The organism is Pseudomonas sp. Leaf434 (genome assembly GCF_001425545.1).
GTDB classification, from domain to species: domain Bacteria; phylum Pseudomonadota; class Gammaproteobacteria; order Pseudomonadales; family Pseudomonadaceae; genus Aquipseudomonas; species Aquipseudomonas siliginis.
The window spans coordinates 1,097,964-1,113,632 of sequence record NZ_LMQZ01000001.1 but is presented as its reverse complement, the minus strand read 5'-3'; the positions used below and the strand labels follow the sequence as shown (position 1 = coordinate 1,113,632).

At 58.2% G+C, this 15,669-nt stretch carries 14 protein-coding genes, 1 tRNA gene and 1 pseudogene; 4 read left to right on the top strand and 12 right to left on the bottom strand.

Features of this window, described 5'->3' with window-relative positions:
- Window positions 1–63: 63 nt before the first annotated feature.
- The 6 genes and pseudogenes from ASG55_RS05005 to ASG55_RS26750 all read right to left on the bottom strand — a co-directional run bounded on the left by ASG55_RS05005 (window position 64) and on the right by ASG55_RS26750 (window position 3,677).
- A complete protein-coding gene (locus ASG55_RS05005; RefSeq protein ID WP_056784092.1) occupies window positions 64–1,344 on the bottom strand; it encodes a Y-family DNA polymerase in 1,281 nt (426 codons plus the stop codon).
- A complete protein-coding gene (locus ASG55_RS05000; protein ID WP_056784089.1) occupies window positions 1,331–1,762 on the bottom strand; it encodes a LexA family protein in 432 nt (143 codons plus the stop codon). The genes ASG55_RS05005 and ASG55_RS05000 overlap by 14 nt, the downstream gene beginning before the upstream one ends.
- Window positions 1,763–1,899: 137 nt before the next feature.
- Window positions 1,900–2,016: pseudogene (locus ASG55_RS26150) on the bottom strand (toxin-antitoxin system HicB family antitoxin); the annotation flags it as partial.
- Between the two features lie 146 nt (window positions 2,017–2,162).
- A complete protein-coding gene (locus ASG55_RS26755) occupies window positions 2,163–3,248 on the bottom strand; it encodes a hypothetical protein (protein ID WP_156388166.1) in 1,086 nt (361 codons plus the stop codon).
- Between the two features lie 107 nt (window positions 3,249–3,355).
- Window positions 3,356–3,445, bottom strand: a tRNA-Ser gene (locus ASG55_RS04995).
- Window positions 3,441–3,677: a hypothetical protein gene (locus ASG55_RS26750; RefSeq protein ID WP_156388165.1), complete on the bottom strand. Its 237-nt coding sequence runs from the start codon at window positions 3,675–3,677 to the stop codon at window positions 3,441–3,443. The genes ASG55_RS04995 and ASG55_RS26750 overlap by 5 nt, the downstream gene beginning before the upstream one ends.
- A gap of 64 nt (window positions 3,678–3,741) precedes the next feature.
- Here ASG55_RS26750 and ASG55_RS04990 point away from each other — a divergent pair, with 64 nt between their 5' ends.
- The 3 genes from ASG55_RS04990 to ASG55_RS04980 all read left to right on the top strand — a co-directional run bounded on the left by ASG55_RS04990 (window position 3,742) and on the right by ASG55_RS04980 (window position 6,477).
- Window positions 3,742–4,431 carry a crotonase/enoyl-CoA hydratase family protein gene (locus ASG55_RS04990; RefSeq protein WP_056784086.1) on the top strand — a complete coding sequence of 230 codons (690 nt, stop codon included), beginning with the start codon at window positions 3,742–3,744 and terminating at the stop codon, window positions 4,429–4,431.
- A 219-nt stretch (window positions 4,432–4,650) separates the two neighbouring features.
- On the top strand, window positions 4,651–5,373 hold the full coding sequence (locus tag ASG55_RS04985; protein ID WP_056784083.1) for a 1-acylglycerol-3-phosphate O-acyltransferase: 723 nt from the start codon (window positions 4,651–4,653) through the stop codon (window positions 5,371–5,373).
- A gap of 132 nt (window positions 5,374–5,505) precedes the next feature.
- Window positions 5,506–6,477, top strand: coding sequence for a magnesium and cobalt transport protein CorA (locus ASG55_RS04980; protein WP_056784082.1), 972 nt, complete (start codon window positions 5,506–5,508; stop codon window positions 6,475–6,477).
- A gap of 69 nt (window positions 6,478–6,546) precedes the next feature.
- Here ASG55_RS04980 and ASG55_RS04975 read toward each other — a convergent pair whose 3' ends face one another.
- From ASG55_RS04975 to ASG55_RS04965, 3 genes are all read right to left on the bottom strand, one after another.
- Window positions 6,547–7,275, bottom strand: a complete 729-nt coding sequence (locus ASG55_RS04975) for an amidotransferase (protein ID WP_056784079.1) — start codon at window positions 7,273–7,275, stop codon at window positions 6,547–6,549.
- 91 nt (window positions 7,276–7,366) lie between these two features.
- On the bottom strand, window positions 7,367–9,511 hold the full coding sequence (locus tag ASG55_RS04970; RefSeq protein ID WP_056784076.1) for a 3-hydroxyacyl-CoA dehydrogenase NAD-binding domain-containing protein: 2,145 nt from the start codon (window positions 9,509–9,511) through the stop codon (window positions 7,367–7,369).
- A gap of 24 nt (window positions 9,512–9,535) precedes the next feature.
- Window positions 9,536–10,741, bottom strand: coding sequence for an acetyl-CoA C-acetyltransferase (locus ASG55_RS04965; RefSeq protein WP_056784072.1), 1,206 nt, complete (start codon window positions 10,739–10,741; stop codon window positions 9,536–9,538).
- Window positions 10,742–11,318: 577 nt separating this feature from the next.
- Here ASG55_RS04965 and ASG55_RS04960 point away from each other — a divergent pair.
- Window positions 11,319–12,140, top strand: coding sequence for a c-type cytochrome (locus tag ASG55_RS04960; protein ID WP_056784070.1), 822 nt, complete (start codon window positions 11,319–11,321; stop codon window positions 12,138–12,140).
- Between the two features lie 121 nt (window positions 12,141–12,261).
- Here ASG55_RS04960 and ASG55_RS04955 read toward each other — a convergent pair whose 3' ends face one another.
- Genes ASG55_RS04955 through ASG55_RS04945 form a run of 3 tightly spaced genes read right to left on the bottom strand, consistent with a single transcriptional unit; the run spans window position 12,262 to window position 15,434 of the window.
- Window positions 12,262–13,065 carry a transglutaminase family protein gene (locus tag ASG55_RS04955; protein ID WP_056784068.1) on the bottom strand — a complete coding sequence of 268 codons (804 nt, stop codon included), beginning with the start codon at window positions 13,063–13,065 and terminating at the stop codon, window positions 12,262–12,264.
- Window positions 13,062–14,012 carry an alpha-E domain-containing protein gene (locus tag ASG55_RS04950; RefSeq protein ID WP_016773788.1) on the bottom strand — a complete coding sequence of 317 codons (951 nt, stop codon included), beginning with the start codon at window positions 14,010–14,012 and terminating at the stop codon, window positions 13,062–13,064. Before ASG55_RS04950 ends, ASG55_RS04955 begins: the two co-directional genes overlap by 4 nt.
- A 12-nt stretch (window positions 14,013–14,024) precedes the next feature.
- Window positions 14,025–15,434 (bottom strand): circularly permuted type 2 ATP-grasp protein, encoded by a 1,410-nt coding sequence (locus ASG55_RS04945; RefSeq protein WP_056784066.1) that lies wholly within the window; start codon window positions 15,432–15,434, stop codon window positions 14,025–14,027.
- Window positions 15,435–15,669: the final 235 nt, after the last annotated feature.

The window sequence follows — 15,669 nt, the reverse complement described above, 5'->3', positions numbered from 1 at the left end:
TCGTCCTTTTACTGCATAAGTGAAGGCAGCGATTGTAACGCGGCACCAGATCTGGCCCGTGCCTCAATTGGATTTAACCACCCACAATTGATCCAGCTTCGTCGTAAAACTCGAACTCATCATCTCCCGCCGCATGCCCCAGGCCGGATCCGCCGGCACACTCCCCGCTCGCAACGTTCCATGCCCCCAGCGCTGATTGATCTGGTCGAGCACCCCCATCACCTTCTCCGCCGTCTGCGGTTGCGACTGGGCAAACAAGTCTTCGGTAAACTCTCCGGGCTGCCGAAGATCCATCAATAACACTTCAGCCTTGCTGTACTTGAAGCCCGGCCGGAACAATCGATCAACCGCCTCGCTCGCCACCTTGCTCAGCAATCGCACATCATTGGTCGGATAAGGCAACTCGATCAGCGCGCCATTGGCGTACTTCGCCTCTTCCGGATTGAACATGCCGGTGCGGATACTCACGCGGATCTTTTTGCACAACGAACTCTGCGCACGCAGCTTTTCCGCCGCTCGATGCACATAAGTAGCAACGGCTTCCTTGATCGGCTCGATGGTAGTCAAACGGTTGCCAAACATGCGGCTGCTGCAAATTTCCTGCTTCGGCGGTTCCGTTTCCGACAGTTCCAGACAGGATGTGCCACCCAGTTCGCGCGCGGTCTTCTCGATCACCACGCTGAACTTGCGCCGCAGTGTCCACGGATCGGCCTTCGCCAGGTCCATCGCACTTCTGATTTGCATGCTTTCCAGATGAGCTTTCATCCGCCGTCCGACGCCCCACACTTCACCGACATCGGTATTGCGCAGCACCCAGTCGCGTTTGGACGGATCGCAGATGTCGACCACGCCGCCGGTGTGCGCCTGTAGGCGCTTCGCAGTGTGGTTGGCGAGCTTGGCCAGCGTTTTCGTCGGGGCGATGCCGACGCCGACCGGGATGCCGGTGCGCTTATAAACAGCAGAGCGAATGGTTCGGCCAAAACCTGTCAGGTCCCCAGGAATGCCGCTGAGATCGGCGAACGCCTCATCAATGCTGTAAACCTCGACCGCCGGCACCATGGATTCGATGATCGTCATCACCCGTTCGCTCATGTCGCCGTACAACGCGTAATTACTGCTGAACACCTGAATGCCGTGGCGGCGCAGATCATCACGAATCTGAAAGTACGGCGCGCCCATTTTCACAAAAGGTTTGGCATCGTAGCTGCGCGCGATCACGCAGCCATCGTTGTTGCTCAGCACGACAATCGGCGTCTTCGCCAGATCGGGCCGGAACACTCGCTCACAGCTGGCATAGAAGCTGTTGCAATCGATCAGCGCGAAGACCTGCTCACGATTTGCCATGGTCGCGCACGCTGTAAGTCACCACACCCCAGATCACCAGCTCATCCCCTTCCATCACATAGCGAGGCGGGTATTTGCTGTTGGCCGAAAGAAGAATGATGGTGTTGGCGCGCATGTGCAGGCGCTTGCAGACAGGTTCGGAGTTGAGACCGGCGATGACGATATCGCCGTGCTCGGCATTCAGGCTGCGATCAACAATCACCAGATCACCGCAAAATATCCCGGCGTCCTGCATGCTCTCGCCTTCGATCTTCGCCAGATAAACGTGCGGCGCACGAATATCAAAAACCTCGTCCAGAGAGATGTGCTTTTCAATGTGATCAGCCGCTGGCGAAGGAAATCCGGCGGGAATCCGAAACGAATACAGCGCAAGCTGTTCGCCCGCGCCTGACAAAGGGCCGAGGATGGTGACGCTCATGATACGAACCTGATAGTGAATTTACTGTATGCACATACAGTAAACTCGGGACGGTTCGGGGGGTCAATGAGGCGTGTAGGAGATTTCGACGGGTGACAGGGTTTTGTACAACTTCTGCCGAAAATTGGATTTCGCGGCTACGCGTGGACTTCATGATCGAGCACGTCTGCAACCCATTGATTGATGCTCTTGTGAGCAAGCTGCGCCTTTACAGCGACAGTTGCATGCAGCGCTGGTGCCAAACGCAGGCTCAGATGCTCGTCTGTGCCTTCGGGGACCTTCTACGGTTCACTTGAAAGTACCATGCATATTTGATGCGAGCCACTTCAAATCAAACCACTGAAGGCTCGAACCTAACACTGGACTACCGCTAGCATAAAAAACATCGATATCCTACTCACTAGTGACGACCATCTAACTCCGCAGGACAATCATACATATCATTCATCCTACGAGGATAGGCTGAATTTTTCAGCGCGACATCATAGTCATCTTCCGAAATCTGCACTAGAGAAAAAGACGCCGGAATTATTTCGGCCCCCACCAACAGAAATTCTTCTTTTGGTACAGACTCAGAAAATTCACTTTTGACAGATTCAAAGAGGACATCCCACTCTTTATCCCTATTTTTGCGCTTTAGCTCTTTTAAAGTAATGAGCTGCTGTTTGAATCGAGTATCAGAACCTACGACAGCCGTATGCCATGCTCGAAGAGTTTCTATATGAGAATGGCTAGCAAGCACACGAAAAGCTTGAACCAAACGGAAGTGAGCCCCCACGACGTTTTTAAAATGAATAACTACAAGTATCGCTGGAAGCTGCCTTGGATCATTCTGCCGCAAAGAGTCAAATAGTCGCCCGGTAGTATCTCCATTAAACAAAAAATCTTGCATTTCAGACGGATCATTCAGAGCAGCACCCGGCGCAAGTATCGACATGTAACTATCCGACCATCCTAAAGCCTTCCGCGGCACCCCAACTTGAATCGAACAGCTTAGACTTAAACCCACCGCTGGGTATTGCGTAGGATTACTCAGATCCGCATGGACAAAATACCGAGACTGAACACTATGCTCATCTTCCGGAGGCGAATAATAAAATCGCGGGCGCTCGATTTTTAAGGCAGTGATTTTAGGTATTGGAAGCGGCTGCGCAAGTAGCTCCCTGGATATTTTCATTTCGGCTAATTGAGCCTCAGATACCGCCCGGGTCGCTAGCATCTCTTCGCGCTGATAAGTAAGCTCCCTGCGCTGCAAATTCAACGCATAAATTACCCCAGCGAATGCGAGCCCTGAAAACAGCGCATTAACTGCACCAAAAGAATCTCCTACTGTTCCACGTGCTTGCCAATCAGGAAGCAACAGATAGATCACCAATGTGCAACATGCCCATAGGGCCGCGACCCCTGTACATAGCCATACAAAACCGATGTATACAGATTTTTCTGATTCCGCCTTCTGCGTATCAGGCTTTTTCTCATTATTCATGCTTGCATCCTGCAGTAAGGCGCGTCAGATGATTGGATAAATCGACACCAAAAACCACAAACCCCCGACTTTCTCTAAGAAAATCAGGGGTTTGTGTTTACAGAATGTGGCGGTGAAGGAGAGATTCGAACTCTCGATACAGTTTCCTGTATACACACTTTCCAGGCGTGCTCCTTAAGCCACTCGGACACTTCACCGTATCTCTGCAGACATGTTCTGTCTGTCGAGGCGCGCTAATGTAGTCGAAAGCTTTTCCGATGGCAAACTTTTTTTCAGAATTTTCATGCGCTTAAGAGAGGCCGTTGCGTTCAGCCAGAGCGGACGATGGCAAACCCGCCAATCTCGGGTAAACCGTGCGCTTCCTTTATAGAAGGCAACACGCGCGCAGCGCTGGCCGAAGCGCAAAACGGTGACTGGCAGGTCAGTCACGGCGCTTTACCTGGCCTGCGGCGGTGGGTAACGTCTGCCCATCTTTCTAATAAGGAATAGCGTCATGAGCGAGTTGATTGCCTACCACCTCGAAGACGGTATCGCAACCCTGACCCTGAACAATGGCAAGGTCAACGCGATTTCTCCGGATGTGATTGCGGCGTTTAACGCGGCGCTGGATCAGGCGGTGGCGGATCGCGCCGTGGTGATCATTACCGGGCAGCCGGGGATTCTTTCGGGTGGTTATGACCTGAAGGTGATGACGGCCGGCCCGAAAGAGGCCGTTGCGCTGGTGACAGCCGGTTCGACCCTGGCCCGCCGCCTGCTCTCTCACCCGTTCCCGGTGATCGTTGCTTGCCCGGGGCACGCCGTGGCCAAGGGTGCTTTCCTGCTGTTGTCCGCCGATTACCGCATCGGTGTCGACGGCCCGTTCAGCATCGGTCTCAACGAAGTGCAGATCGGCATGACCATGCACCATGCCGGTATCGAGCTGGCACGCGACCGCTTGCGGCGTTCGGCTTTCCATCGCTCGGTAATCAATGGCGAGATGTTCGATCCGCAAAGTGCCGTTGATGCAGGCTTCCTCGACACAGTCGTCACTGCCGAAGAATTGCAGGGCGCCGCCCTGGCTGCCGCGCGTCAGTTGAAGAAGATCAACATGCTGGCGCACAAGAACACCAAGCTCAAAGTGCGCAAGCAACTGCTGGAAACCCTCGACGACGCGATCCTGCAGGATCAGCAACATCTGGGCTAACTCGTCCAAAATCTGCCGGTAAGAGAATAGCCCGACCTTGGTCGGGCTTTTTCTTACGTTCAGCGTTGAAGATTCGCTGAAAGCTCTAGGACGCGCCTGACAGGCAATGCTGAAACATGCGCTTAAACATCGGCCATCTCCGGACTCTATAGCGGCAATTGCCGAAAACAGTGCACATCCGTACACTGCGCCACCTTTTGTCCCGGTGGGCCTGCAAAAATGCTGTTTGTGTTTCGTATGTTGTTGATGGGCCTGCACTTTATTCTGGCCGGCGTGCTCGGCGTGATCCTTGGATTGTGCCGCCCGTTCAACCCGGACAACAGTCGACTGTGCGCCCGCCTCTACGCTTTGCCGGCGATGTGTATCTTGCGTTTGCGGGTCAGATCAGAGGTCAACGGCTTGATGAACAAGCCCGACAGTTGCGTGATCATCGCCAACCATCAGTCCAACTACGATTTGTTCGTGTTCGGCAATGTCGTCCCTCGTCGCACCGTTTGTATCGGCAAGAAGAGCCTGAAGTGGGTGCCGTTGTTCGGCCAGTTGTTCTGGCTGGCCGGCAATGTGTTGATCGACCGTGGCAATGCGCAAAAGGCGCGGCAGTCGATGCTGACGACGACCCACACCTTGCAGAACGAAGACACCTCGATCTGGGTGTTTCCGGAAGGCACCCGCAACCTCGGTGAAGATCTGTTGCCGTTCAAGAAAGGCGCGTTCCAGATGGCGATTGCTGCCGGCGTACCGATCGTTCCGGTGTGCGTGAGCAGCTATATAAAGCACATGCGCCTGAATCGCTGGCGCAGCGGCAACGTTCTCATACGTTCCTTGCCGGCGATTCCTACAGTCGGAATGACCATGGACGACATGCCCATGCTCATCGAGCGATGCCGCGAGCAGATGCGCGAGTGCATCGAGTCGATGGATCGGCAACTGCAAGCCGCGTGAAACCAAACCCGCCCTGTGCGGGTTTTCTTTTGCCGGGTGAACTGTAGAAGTTTCACTGACTCTCAAGCAGCGACACGGCTAAGCTGAAGCCTAGTTTCCCTGCCATCTGCCAAGAAGAAGTGAATCACCACCATGGGTCGAGTTGTTGCTGCTGCGGTGTACAGCGAGGGTAAGAAAGTCACCAATATTGCGCTGGACGAAGGTGCTGCCTGGGCCGCCAAACCCGGTCACTTCGTCTGGATCGGTCTGGAAGAACCGGACGCACAGGAATTATCCAACCTGCAACGACAGTTCAACCTGCATGAACTGGCCATCGAAGACGCGCTGGAAAAACACAGCCGACCAAAACTGGAAACCTTTGGTGACGCTCTGTTTATCGTCACCTACTCACCGGTTCGCGAAAACGGCGTTTTGCAATTCATCGAAACGCATATCTTCGCCGGCAGGGGTTACATCATTACCGCACGCAACGGCCATTCCGCGTCGTACGCCTATGTGCGTCAACGCTGTGAAGCGCGTCCGCTGTTGCTCGAGCACGGAGAGGATTTCGTCCTGTATGCGCTGCTCGATTTCGTCATCGAAAACTATCAGCCGGTGGGCGAAGCGATCCACGCCGAGATCGATGAGCTGGAGCGCAATGTGCTGTGCAGCGCCCTCAACGAGCGCGACATCCAGAAGCTGCACGGTCTGCGCCGCGATGTGGTGCGCTTGCGTCGGTACGCGGCACCGATGGTGGAGATCGGCGAGGAGCTGCAAAAGCTCAGTTTCCCGTTCATCGACAAGAACATGCGCCCGTACTTTCGCGATGTGCAGATTCATGTAACGCGGCAGATGGAAGATCTGACCACGCTGGCGGACATTGCCAGCCAGACCATCGAGATTGGCGTGTTGCTTGAGGCATCACGGCAGAGCGTGGTGCAGCGCAAGTTTGCAGCGTGGGCGGCGATTCTGGCGTTCCCGACTGCGGTAGCGGGGATCTACGGGATGAATTTCCAGAACATGCCCGAGTTGACCTGGCACTACGGTTATTTTGCAGTGCTGGGGTTTATTGCGGTGGGGTGTGTGAGTTTGTGGGCGAGCTTCAAGCGGTCCGGGTGGCTGTAGCCGGGACCGCGTTGCCCCGGAGATTCGCGAGCAGGCTCGCTCCCACAGAGATTGTGGGAGCAGGCCATTTTAGCGTTGAGCCGTTTCTGGCTTGTGCGCCACGAAGCGCATCATCCACTCCGCAACCGTAGCGCCATGATGTTCCTGCTCAAGGCTGGCCATGCCTTTGCTGTAAATCTGCGGGCCCAGCGCTTCCTGGCGCAGATCAAGGAGCGCGCGGGAGTAATCGTGAATGAATTCCGGGTGACCCTGGAAGCACAGCACTTGATCGTTGATGTGATACGCCGCGAACGGGCAGAAATCGCTGGAGGCGATGACCGTGGCGTTTTCCGGTAGCTCGGTTACCTGATCCTGATGACTGATCAGCAATGTCAGCTCTTCGCGCACCGGGCTCATCCACGGTGCCTTGGCTGCCAGCTTGTAATTGTGAGTACCGACGCCCCAACCCTGGGAGGCCCGCTCGCTCTTGCCGCCAAGCAGCAACGCCAGCAATTGGTGGCCGAAGCACACGCCGAGCAGTTTGTCGCCGCGTTCGTAGCGATTCAAAAGGTAGGTCTTGAGGGTCTGGATCCACGGATCCGTACCGAACGAATCGGCCTTGCTGCCAGTGACCAGGTACGCATCGAAAGTCTCGTCGTCACTTGGGTAATCCCCTTTCACCACGTTATAGACAGTGAAATCAGCGGCGATCGGTTGCTGCGAGAACAGGCGCTGGAACATCTGCCCATAGCCCTGATATTGGTCAATCAATTCGGGCCGCAGGATGTCGGTTTCGAGAATGCAGATGCGCAGCGACATAAAAAATACCTGACACGTGATGGGAATAATGAACACCCAGAGCCTGCCCTGAAACACCCGGCCAAGGCAAGCCCCGAAGTGCTCGCCGGCCCTAGAACATTTCACCTTTCGCCGCTTTGTCCAGCAGCAGCGCTGGCGGGGTAAAACGCTCGCCGTATTGCTCGGCCAGATACTGCGCGCGGGCGATGAAGTCCTCCAGGCCATACTGGTTGATGAACTGCAGCGCACCGCCGGTCCACGCGGCGAAACCGATGCCGAAGATCGAACCGACGTTGGCATCCGCCGTCGAGGTGAGCACGCCCTCCTCCACGCAACGCACGGTTTCGATGGCCTGCACAAACAACAGCCGATCACGCACATCCTTCGCAGAGATCTGTCCGCCGGCCTTCTCGAAGCGCGTTTTCAGCTCCGGCCACAAATCCTTCTGCGCGCCCGCTGGATACTCATAAAAACCGCCTCCGCCAGCTTTGCCCGGTCGCTTGAATTCATTGAGCATCAAATCGATCACGGCGAAGGCCGGGTGCTCAATCAGCGGTTTGCCTTCTGCCTGCAAGTCCTTGGCCGTCTGCTGACGGATATGGCTCATCAGGCTGAGGGAAACTTCATCGGAGATTGCCAGAGGCCCGACCGGCATCCCGGCCTTGCGCGCTTCGGTCTCGATCATCGGCGCACTGACACCCTCGCCGAGCATGGCGATGCCCTCGTTGGTGAACGTGCCGAAAACCCGCGAGGTAAAGAAGCCGCGACTGTCATTGACCACGATCGGAGTCTTTTTGATTTGCAGGACGAAGTCGAAACCGCGAGCGAGAGTTTCGACGCTGGTCTGCGCGCCCTTGATGATTTCCACCAGCGGCATTTTTTCCACCGGACTGAAGAAATGCAGGCCGATGAATTTACTTTGATCGGGTACCGCCGTCGCCAGACCGGTGATCGGCAGGGTCGATGTGTTGGAGGCGATGACAGCGTCGCCACCCACCACCTGTTGCGCGGCGGCAGATACCTTGGCTTTGAGCTGGCGATCCTCGAACACCGCTTCGATGATCAGATCGCAACCGGCCAGATCGCCATCGCTTTCGCTCGCAACGATGCGCGCCAGCACCGCTTCGCGCTGTTCGGCAGTCATTTGGCCACGGGCAACTTTCTTGTCCAGCAGCGCTGCGGAATGCGCTTTGCCCTTCTCGGCTGCGGCAAGGTTGATGTCCTTGAGGACGACTTCGATACCGGCCGAGGCGCTGACAAACGCGATGCCCGCGCCCATCATTCCGGCGCCGAGCACGCCGACTTTCCGGGCTTTATAGGACGCAAAACCTTGCGGTCTGGAACCGCCGGCGTTGATTTCGTTCAACTGGAACCAGAACGTGCCGATCAGGTTTTTCGAAATCTGCCCGGTCGTCAGCTCGGTGAAGTAGCGGGTTTCGATCAGGTGCGCGGTGTCGAAATCGACCTGAGCGCCCTCCACCGCCGCGCATAGAATCTTCTCCGGCGCCGGCAGGGTGCCTTGAGTTTTCGCGCGCAGGATCGACGGCGCAATCGCCAGCATCTGCGCCACTTTCGGGTTCGATGGCGTGCCGCCAGGTATCTGGTAACCCTTGACGTCCCAGCGTTGCACTGCCGCCGGATTGGCGAGAATCCACGCGCGCGCCTTGGCCAGCAGCTCATCGCGATCCGATGCCAGTTCATCAATCAGCCCGGCCTGCAACGCCTGTTGCGGGCGCATCTTCTTGCCTTCAAGCAAGTACGGCAGCGCTTTTTCGATGCCGAGCATGCGCACCATGCGCACCACCCCGCCGCCGCCCGGCAACAGGCCAAGGGTCACTTCCGGTAGACCGAGTTGCACCGAGGCGTCATCAACAGCAATGCGGTGGTGACAGGCCAGACAGATCTCCCAGCCGCCGCCCAGCGCAGCGCCGTTGATCGCCGCGACAACCGGTTTGCCGAGGGTTTCCAGGCTGCGCAATTGCGCCTTGAGAGTCAGCACCATGTCGTAGAAAGCTTTGGCTTCGGGCTTGCCAACCTTGATCAATTCATTGAGGTCGCCGCCGGCAAAAAAGGTTTTCTTCGCGGAGGTGATGATCACTCCGGCGATGCTGTCTTTGTCCGCTGACAAACGAGCAACGCAAGCGGCCATGGCCTCGCGATAAACGGCGTTCATGGTGTTGGCGCTCTGGCCCGGCATGTCCATGGTCAGCACGACGATAGCGTCCTGGCCTTTTTCGTAACGAATGGCTTCGCTCATAACAGGGTTCCTTGAAGTCGGGGCTCAGAGGCGTTCGATGATGGTGGCAATGCCCATGCCGCCGCCGACACACAGCGTCGCCAGGCCGTAGCGCAAGTTGCGCGCTTCCAGTTCATCAAGCAGGGTGCCGAGGATCGCGCAACCGGTGGCGCCCAGCGGGTGGCCCATGGCGATCGAGCCGCCGTTGACGTTGACCTTGCCCGGGTCGACGGCCATGTCCTTGATGAATTTCAACACCACCGAAGCAAACGCTTCGTTGACCTCGAACAGATCGATGTCCTCCACCCGCAGTCCGGCCTTGGCCAAGGCTTTGCGGGTCGCCGGCGCTGGGCCGGTGAGCATGATGGTCGGATCTGTGCTGGTGACGGCCGTGGCGACAATACGCGCGCGTGGCTGCAGCCCCAGCGCGCGGCCCTTGGCTTCGGAGCCGATGAGCATCAGCGCCGCACCGTCGACAATGCCGGAACTGTTGCCCGGCGTGTGCACGTGGTTGATCCGCTCGACATGGCTGTAGACCCGCAACGCCGTGGCGTCGAAGCCCATTTGCCCGATCATTTCGAAACTCGGCTTGAGCTTGCCCAGGCCCTCGAGGGTAGACTCGGCGCGGATGAACTCATCGTGGTCAAGCAGGATGATGCCGTTCTGATCCTGCACCGGCACCAGCGACTTGTTGAACGAGCCGTCGGCCAGCGCTCGTGCGGCTTTTTGCTGGGAGTGCAGTGCGTAGGCATCGACATCCTGCCGGCTGAAGCCTTCGAGGGTGGCGATCAGATCGGCGCCGACGCCTTGCGGAGTGAAATGGCTGTGCAGGTTGGTCTGCGGGTCCAGTGCCCAGGCGCCGCCATCGCTGCCCATCGGCACCCGCGACATCGACTCGACGCCGCCAACCACCACCAGATCCTCGAAACCCGAGCGCACTTTCATCGCGCCAAGATTCACCGCTTCCAGACCCGAAGCGCAGAAACGGTTGATCTGCACACCGGCGACGCTGACGTCCCAGTCGGCCACTTGCACCGCCGTCTTGGCGATGTCCGAACCTTGATCGCCGATCGGCGTGACGCAGCCAAGGACGACGTCATCGACCTGACTGGTATCCAGCGCGGTGCGCGCCTGCAAAGCGCTCAGCAAACCGGCCACCAGGTTGACCGGCTTCACGCTGTGCAGCGCGCCATCGGCCTTGCCTCTGCCACGCGGAGTGCGTAACGCATCGAAAATCAAAGCTTCAGTCATGACGTCCTCGAACCTGATTTATTGTCACTTCACTTTCGCCCTGCGCCGACTGGCAAGCAATGACCACATTGCTCAAAGCGCTTGACGCACACGCTCAGACGGACGGTCATCGGACCTCAGGTGAACCGGTTCAGGTCGTCGAGTTGTCTAGCCAGCGGGCGGCAAAGAAGCTGGCAATACGCCTCATGCCGTTTTAAAAGCTTTTTTCAAGATCCCCATATGAAATGGATCTAAGCGAAGGGTGACGCGGGCTCTAAGGTGAACATGTACGCCATCGTCGTCGGGTTTTGCCGAGACGGGCGTGCTTCAACAGGAAGTGCAACGCGTGCCGTCAGGGAAATGCAGTCAGGCACGCATCAGGAAATAACAATAAAGGCGGTCAAGCCATGTTCAAACAACCGAAAGTACGTCAAGCAGGACTCATTCTTTTCGCCACGACGCTGTTGTTGATCTTGCCGAATCTGACCAAGGTCATCGGCTGATTCAAACGTCGCGTGCTGTATGTCGCCGCTGAAAATGTGACTGGCCCGCTACCCGGGCCAGCGCGGTTGTGCCAACCTTTGCGCACTACCACGACATGGACGGCGATCATTTGAAAACCCTCATTGCGCTCGGTGCCTTGCTACTGAGCTTGCCCTTGGCTGCCGCACAACTGGATCTGCAGTTGGGCGCAAACAGCCGCACCTGGCAGACCGAAGAGCTGCTCAGACATCCTCAGCTGCAAACTCTCACGATCGACAATGATGTTTCCTACAAGAAGGACATGACTTATCAGGCTGTGCCTCTGGCCGCATTGCTGAAGGGGGTCAAGCCGGAGGATCACTTGCAAGCGGTGGCGCTGGACGGCTTTGCCGCAGAGTTGGCCGCTGCGCCATTGCTGAACAAGGACGGCGCGCGGGCATGGCTGGCGATCGAGGATCCGGCGCAGCCGTGGCCACCGCTGTCAGCCGGCAAGCACAGCGCCGGGCCGTTCTATCTGGTCTGGACCGATCCGCAGGCGGGCAATATCAGCCCCGAACAGTGGCCGTTCGAAGTCGCCAGCATCAAGCTGATGGCGCCGGTGGCCCAACGCTTTCCTGCCCTGCTGCCCGATCCTGCCTTGAAGGCCGATGATCCGGTGAACCAGGGTTTTGCCCTGTTTCAGAAAAATTGCCTGGCCTGCCACCGGCTGAATGGTGCCGGAGACGCGCAGTTCGGTCCGGATCTGAATATTCCGTATAGCCCGACCGAGTATTTCGGGGCGGATTTCTTGAAGCGCTACATCCGCGATCCGCAGAGTTTGCGTCAGTGGCCGCAGGCGAAGATGCCGGGGTTTTCTGCTGAGGTATTGCCGGATACAGATCTTGAAATGCTGGTGGGCTATCTCAAGCACATGGCCGGGCGCAAAGTTAAGCCGTAAGCCTTAGGGTGTTATTACTGGCCTCTTCGCTGGCAAGCCAGCTCCCACAGGGTATGCGCAGAGTTCGAATCAGCGGTCATCCTGTGGGAGCTGGCTTGCCAGCGATAGCGGTATCCCGAATCTATTGTTGCTGCACGGAAATAACCGGTGTCGGCGAGACGAACACCTTCGCATGCATCTGCTCGCAGCCACCGCCCCGGCGCATGCCACGGACCGGGCAGGCATCGAGATAATCCAGGCCCACCGCCAGCTTCAGGTGTCGCTCCGGGCGCGCCAGCTGGTTGGTCACGTCGAAGCTGTACCACGCGTCATCCAGCCACGCTTCCGCCCAGGCATGGCTGGCCAGATGCTCGCAATCTTCGCTGTACAGATAACCCGACACGTAACGCGACGGCACGCCGAGACTGCGCGCGCAGGCTAGAAAGGCGTGGGCATGATCCTGACAGACCCCGGCCCGACCGGCGAAAGCTTCGGCGGCGCTGGTGTCGACTTCGGTAGAGCCCGGCGTGTAGCTCATGTGCTGATTCAGACCGTGCATCAAGTCGATCAGCGCGGTGCGGTCTCGCCGCTGCTTGCAGTTCTTCGCGGCAAACTCGCGCAAGGCTTCGTCGGCTTCGGTCAGGCGCGTGAAGCGCAGGAACGGCAGCGCCGACTGGCTCTCATGTTCGGCCTCGCGCAATTCATCGATATCGACCTGACCCCGGGCGCCAATGATGATCGCTTCGTGAGGCTCGTCCATGGTCAGCACATGCAGGATGTTGCCAAACGGATCGAGCTGCGCACGCACCGGACGCGGCAAGTCGAGTTGCCAACTGAGGACATGCTGACGCTCGCTGTCGTGGGGTGTCAGGCGCAGGTACTGGATGCTCGCGCGCACCTGATCTTCGTAGTGATAGGTGGTCTCGTGGCTTATGGAAAGTCTCATGCAGCCTCCAGGTAGGAACTGTGAATGGCGTTGCCCAACTGGCGCACCAGCGGGATGAATTCGGTCAGCCAGGCGTGCAGGCCTTCTTCGAGAATTTCGTTGATGCCGGTGTAACGCAGGCGCGCGTCCATTTCCGCCGCCAGGCGTTGTGCCGGTCGGCCGTTGGCGCCTGGCAGTTGCGCGAGGATCTGGTCGATCTCTTCGGTACAGGCACGCAGCGAACGCGGCACATCGGCGCGTAACAGCAGCAGTTCGGCGACATGCCGGGCGCCGGGCGCGTCGCGGTAGATTTCGGTGTAGGCCTCGAATGAGGACAAGGCGCGCAGCAGCGCACTCCATTGGTAATAGGCGTGCGCCGTGCCGTCGCTGACTGCTTCGGCCTGATCGCCGGCCATTTCGTAACGGGCATCAAGCAGGCGCAGCGTGTTGTCCGCGCGCTCGATAAACGTGCCCAGACGAATAAAGCGAAACGCGTCGTTGCGCATGATCGTGCCGTAAGAGGCGCCGCGAAACAGGTGCGAACGCTCCTTGATCCATTCGCAGAAACGACTCATGCCATAGCGGCTCAAGCCCTGTTCGGCGATGCCGCGAATTTCCAGCCAGGTCGCGTTGATGTTTTCCCACATGTCCGCAGTGATTCGCCCGCGCACGGCATGGGCACTGGCCCGCGCTGCACCAAGGCAGCTGTAGATACTGGCCGGGTTGGCCGCGTCCAGTGCGAAGAAATGCAGCAAGCGTTCAGCGTGCAGGTCGCCGTGGCGTTCAAGGTAATCGTCCAAGGTGCCGGTGATCAGCAACGGCATAGCGAGTTCATGCAGGCCATCGCCGCGCCCGTCCTGCGGCATCAGCGACAGCGAATAGCTGATGTCGAGCATGCGCGCGAGATTCTCCGCACGCTCCAGGTAACGCGACATCCAGTACAGATCCGAGGCAGTTCTACTTAACATGGCAAGCTTCCTTCAATCCTCGACTACCCAGGTGTCCTTGGTCCCGCCGCCCTGGGAGGAGTTCACCACCAGGGAGCCTTCACGCAACGCGACACGGGTCAAACCGCCAGGCACCACACGGGTTTCGCGGCCGGACAGCACGAACGGACGCAAGTCGATATGGCGCGGCGCGATGCCGTTTTCGACAAAGGTCGGACAGGTCGACAGCGATAGTGTCGGTTGCGCAATGTAGGCATGGGGTTTGGCTTTGATGCGCTCGCGAAAGGCATCGATTTCCGCCGTCGTCGCGGCCGGTCCGACCAGCATCCCGTAACCGCCGGAGCCCTGGGTTTCCTTGACGACCAAATCCGCAAGATTGGCCAGTACGTGGGACAGCTCGGACGGGTTGCGGCATTGCCAGGTCGGCACGTTTTTCAGGATCGGCTCTTCGTCGAGGTAAAAACGGATCATGTCGGTGACAAACGGGTAAACCGATTTATCGTCCGCGACCCCGGTGCCGATGGCATTGGCCAGCACCACATTGCCGGAGCGATAAGACGACAGCAGCCCCGGCACGCCGAGCATCGAGTCCGGGTTGAACGCCAGCGGATCAAGGAACGCGTCGTCGAGGCGGCGATAGATCACGTCGACCGCTTTCGGGCCATCGGTGGTGCGCATGAATACCTTGTCGTCACGCACGAACAGATCTGCGCCTTCCACCAGTTCAACGCCCATCTCCCGCGCCAGAAACGCATGTTCGAAGAACGCGCTGTTGAAGCGTCCCGGCGTCAACACCACCACGCTCGGGTTGTCGATCGGGCTTGAGCTTTTCAGGGTGTCGAGCAGCAGATTGGGATAGTGATCGATCGGGGCGATGCGCTGGGCGGAGAACAGTTCGGGGAACAGACGCATCATCATCTTGCGGTCTTCGAGCATGTAGCTGACGCCGCTGGGGGTGCGCAGGTTGTCTTCGAGAACGTAATAAGTGCCATCGCCGTCGCGCACCAGATCGACGCCGGAGATGTGCGAGTAGATGTCGCGGTGCAGATCCAGGCCTTGCATCGCCAACTGGTATTGCTCGTTGGCCAGCACCTGTTCGGCGGGAATGATCCCGGCCTTGATGATGCGCTGCTCGTGGTAGAGGTCGGCGAGGAACATGTTCAACGCTTTGACCCGCTGGATGCAGCCGCGCTCGACAATCCGCCATTCACTGGCCGGAATGCTGCGGGGAATGGTGTCGAACGGAATCAGGCGCTCGGTGCCCTGCTCGTCGCCATAGAGCGTGAAGGTGATCCCGGCACGGTGGAACAGCAGATCGGCCTCGCGGCGGCGCTGCGCGAGCAGCTCGTCGGGCGTCTCGGCCAGCCAGCGGGCAAATTCCCGGTAATGCGGGCGGACCAGGCCGCCGGCATCGTACATCTCGTCAAAATAGGTGCGGATCATGCCGTACTCCTTGTCACTCCGGACATACAGGCCTTCGCAAGGCCCGTGCCATCGGCATAAACGCTTTGATTTCAATCGGTTGTAGATCCACGCCGAAGGCTGCGCACCATTCCTGTGCGGCAAATGCCCCGGCCCGATTGCCCCCGCTTCATTGCGACGCACTGCATCGCCTATCACCAGCATAGTCAGAGTTGATTTCACTGCCCGGCCACGACCGCGGATAATCCGCGCATTC

Bases quoted from the DNA above. Each gene is read 5' to 3' on its own strand.
- ASG55_RS04975 (WP_056784079.1), bottom strand. From the start codon at position 7,275: ATGTCGCTGCGCATCTGCATTCTCGAAACCGACATCCTGCGGCCCGAA.
- ASG55_RS04985 (WP_056784083.1), top strand. From the start codon at position 4,651: ATGCTGTTTGTGTTTCGTATGTTGTTGATGGGCCTGCACTTTATTCTG.
- ASG55_RS05005 (WP_056784092.1), bottom strand. From the start codon at position 1,344: ATGGCAAATCGTGAGCAGGTCTTCGCGCTGATCGATTGCAACAGCTTC.
- ASG55_RS04965 (WP_056784072.1), bottom strand. From the start codon at position 10,741: ATGACTGAAGCTTTGATTTTCGATGCGTTACGCACTCCGCGTGGCAGA.
- ASG55_RS04980 (WP_056784082.1), top strand. From the start codon at position 5,506: ATGGGTCGAGTTGTTGCTGCTGCGGTGTACAGCGAGGGTAAGAAAGTC.
- ASG55_RS04990 (WP_056784086.1), top strand. From the start codon at position 3,742: ATGAGCGAGTTGATTGCCTACCACCTCGAAGACGGTATCGCAACCCTG.
- ASG55_RS04955 (WP_056784068.1), bottom strand. From the start codon at position 13,065: ATGAGACTTTCCATAAGCCACGAGACCACCTATCACTACGAAGATCAG.
- ASG55_RS04945 (WP_056784066.1), bottom strand. From the start codon at position 15,434: ATGATCCGCACCTATTTTGACGAGATGTACGATGCCGGCGGCCTGGTC.
- ASG55_RS04970 (WP_056784076.1), bottom strand. From the start codon at position 9,511: ATGAGCGAAGCCATTCGTTACGAAAAAGGCCAGGACGCTATCGTCGTG.
- ASG55_RS26755 (WP_156388166.1), bottom strand. From the start codon at position 3,248: ATGAATAATGAGAAAAAGCCTGATACGCAGAAGGCGGAATCAGAAAAA.
- ASG55_RS04950 (WP_016773788.1), bottom strand. From the start codon at position 14,012: ATGTTAAGTAGAACTGCCTCGGATCTGTACTGGATGTCGCGTTACCTG.
- ASG55_RS05000 (WP_056784089.1), bottom strand. From the start codon at position 1,762: ATGAGCGTCACCATCCTCGGCCCTTTGTCAGGCGCGGGCGAACAGCTT.
- ASG55_RS04960 (WP_056784070.1), top strand. From the start codon at position 11,319: ATGGACGGCGATCATTTGAAAACCCTCATTGCGCTCGGTGCCTTGCTA.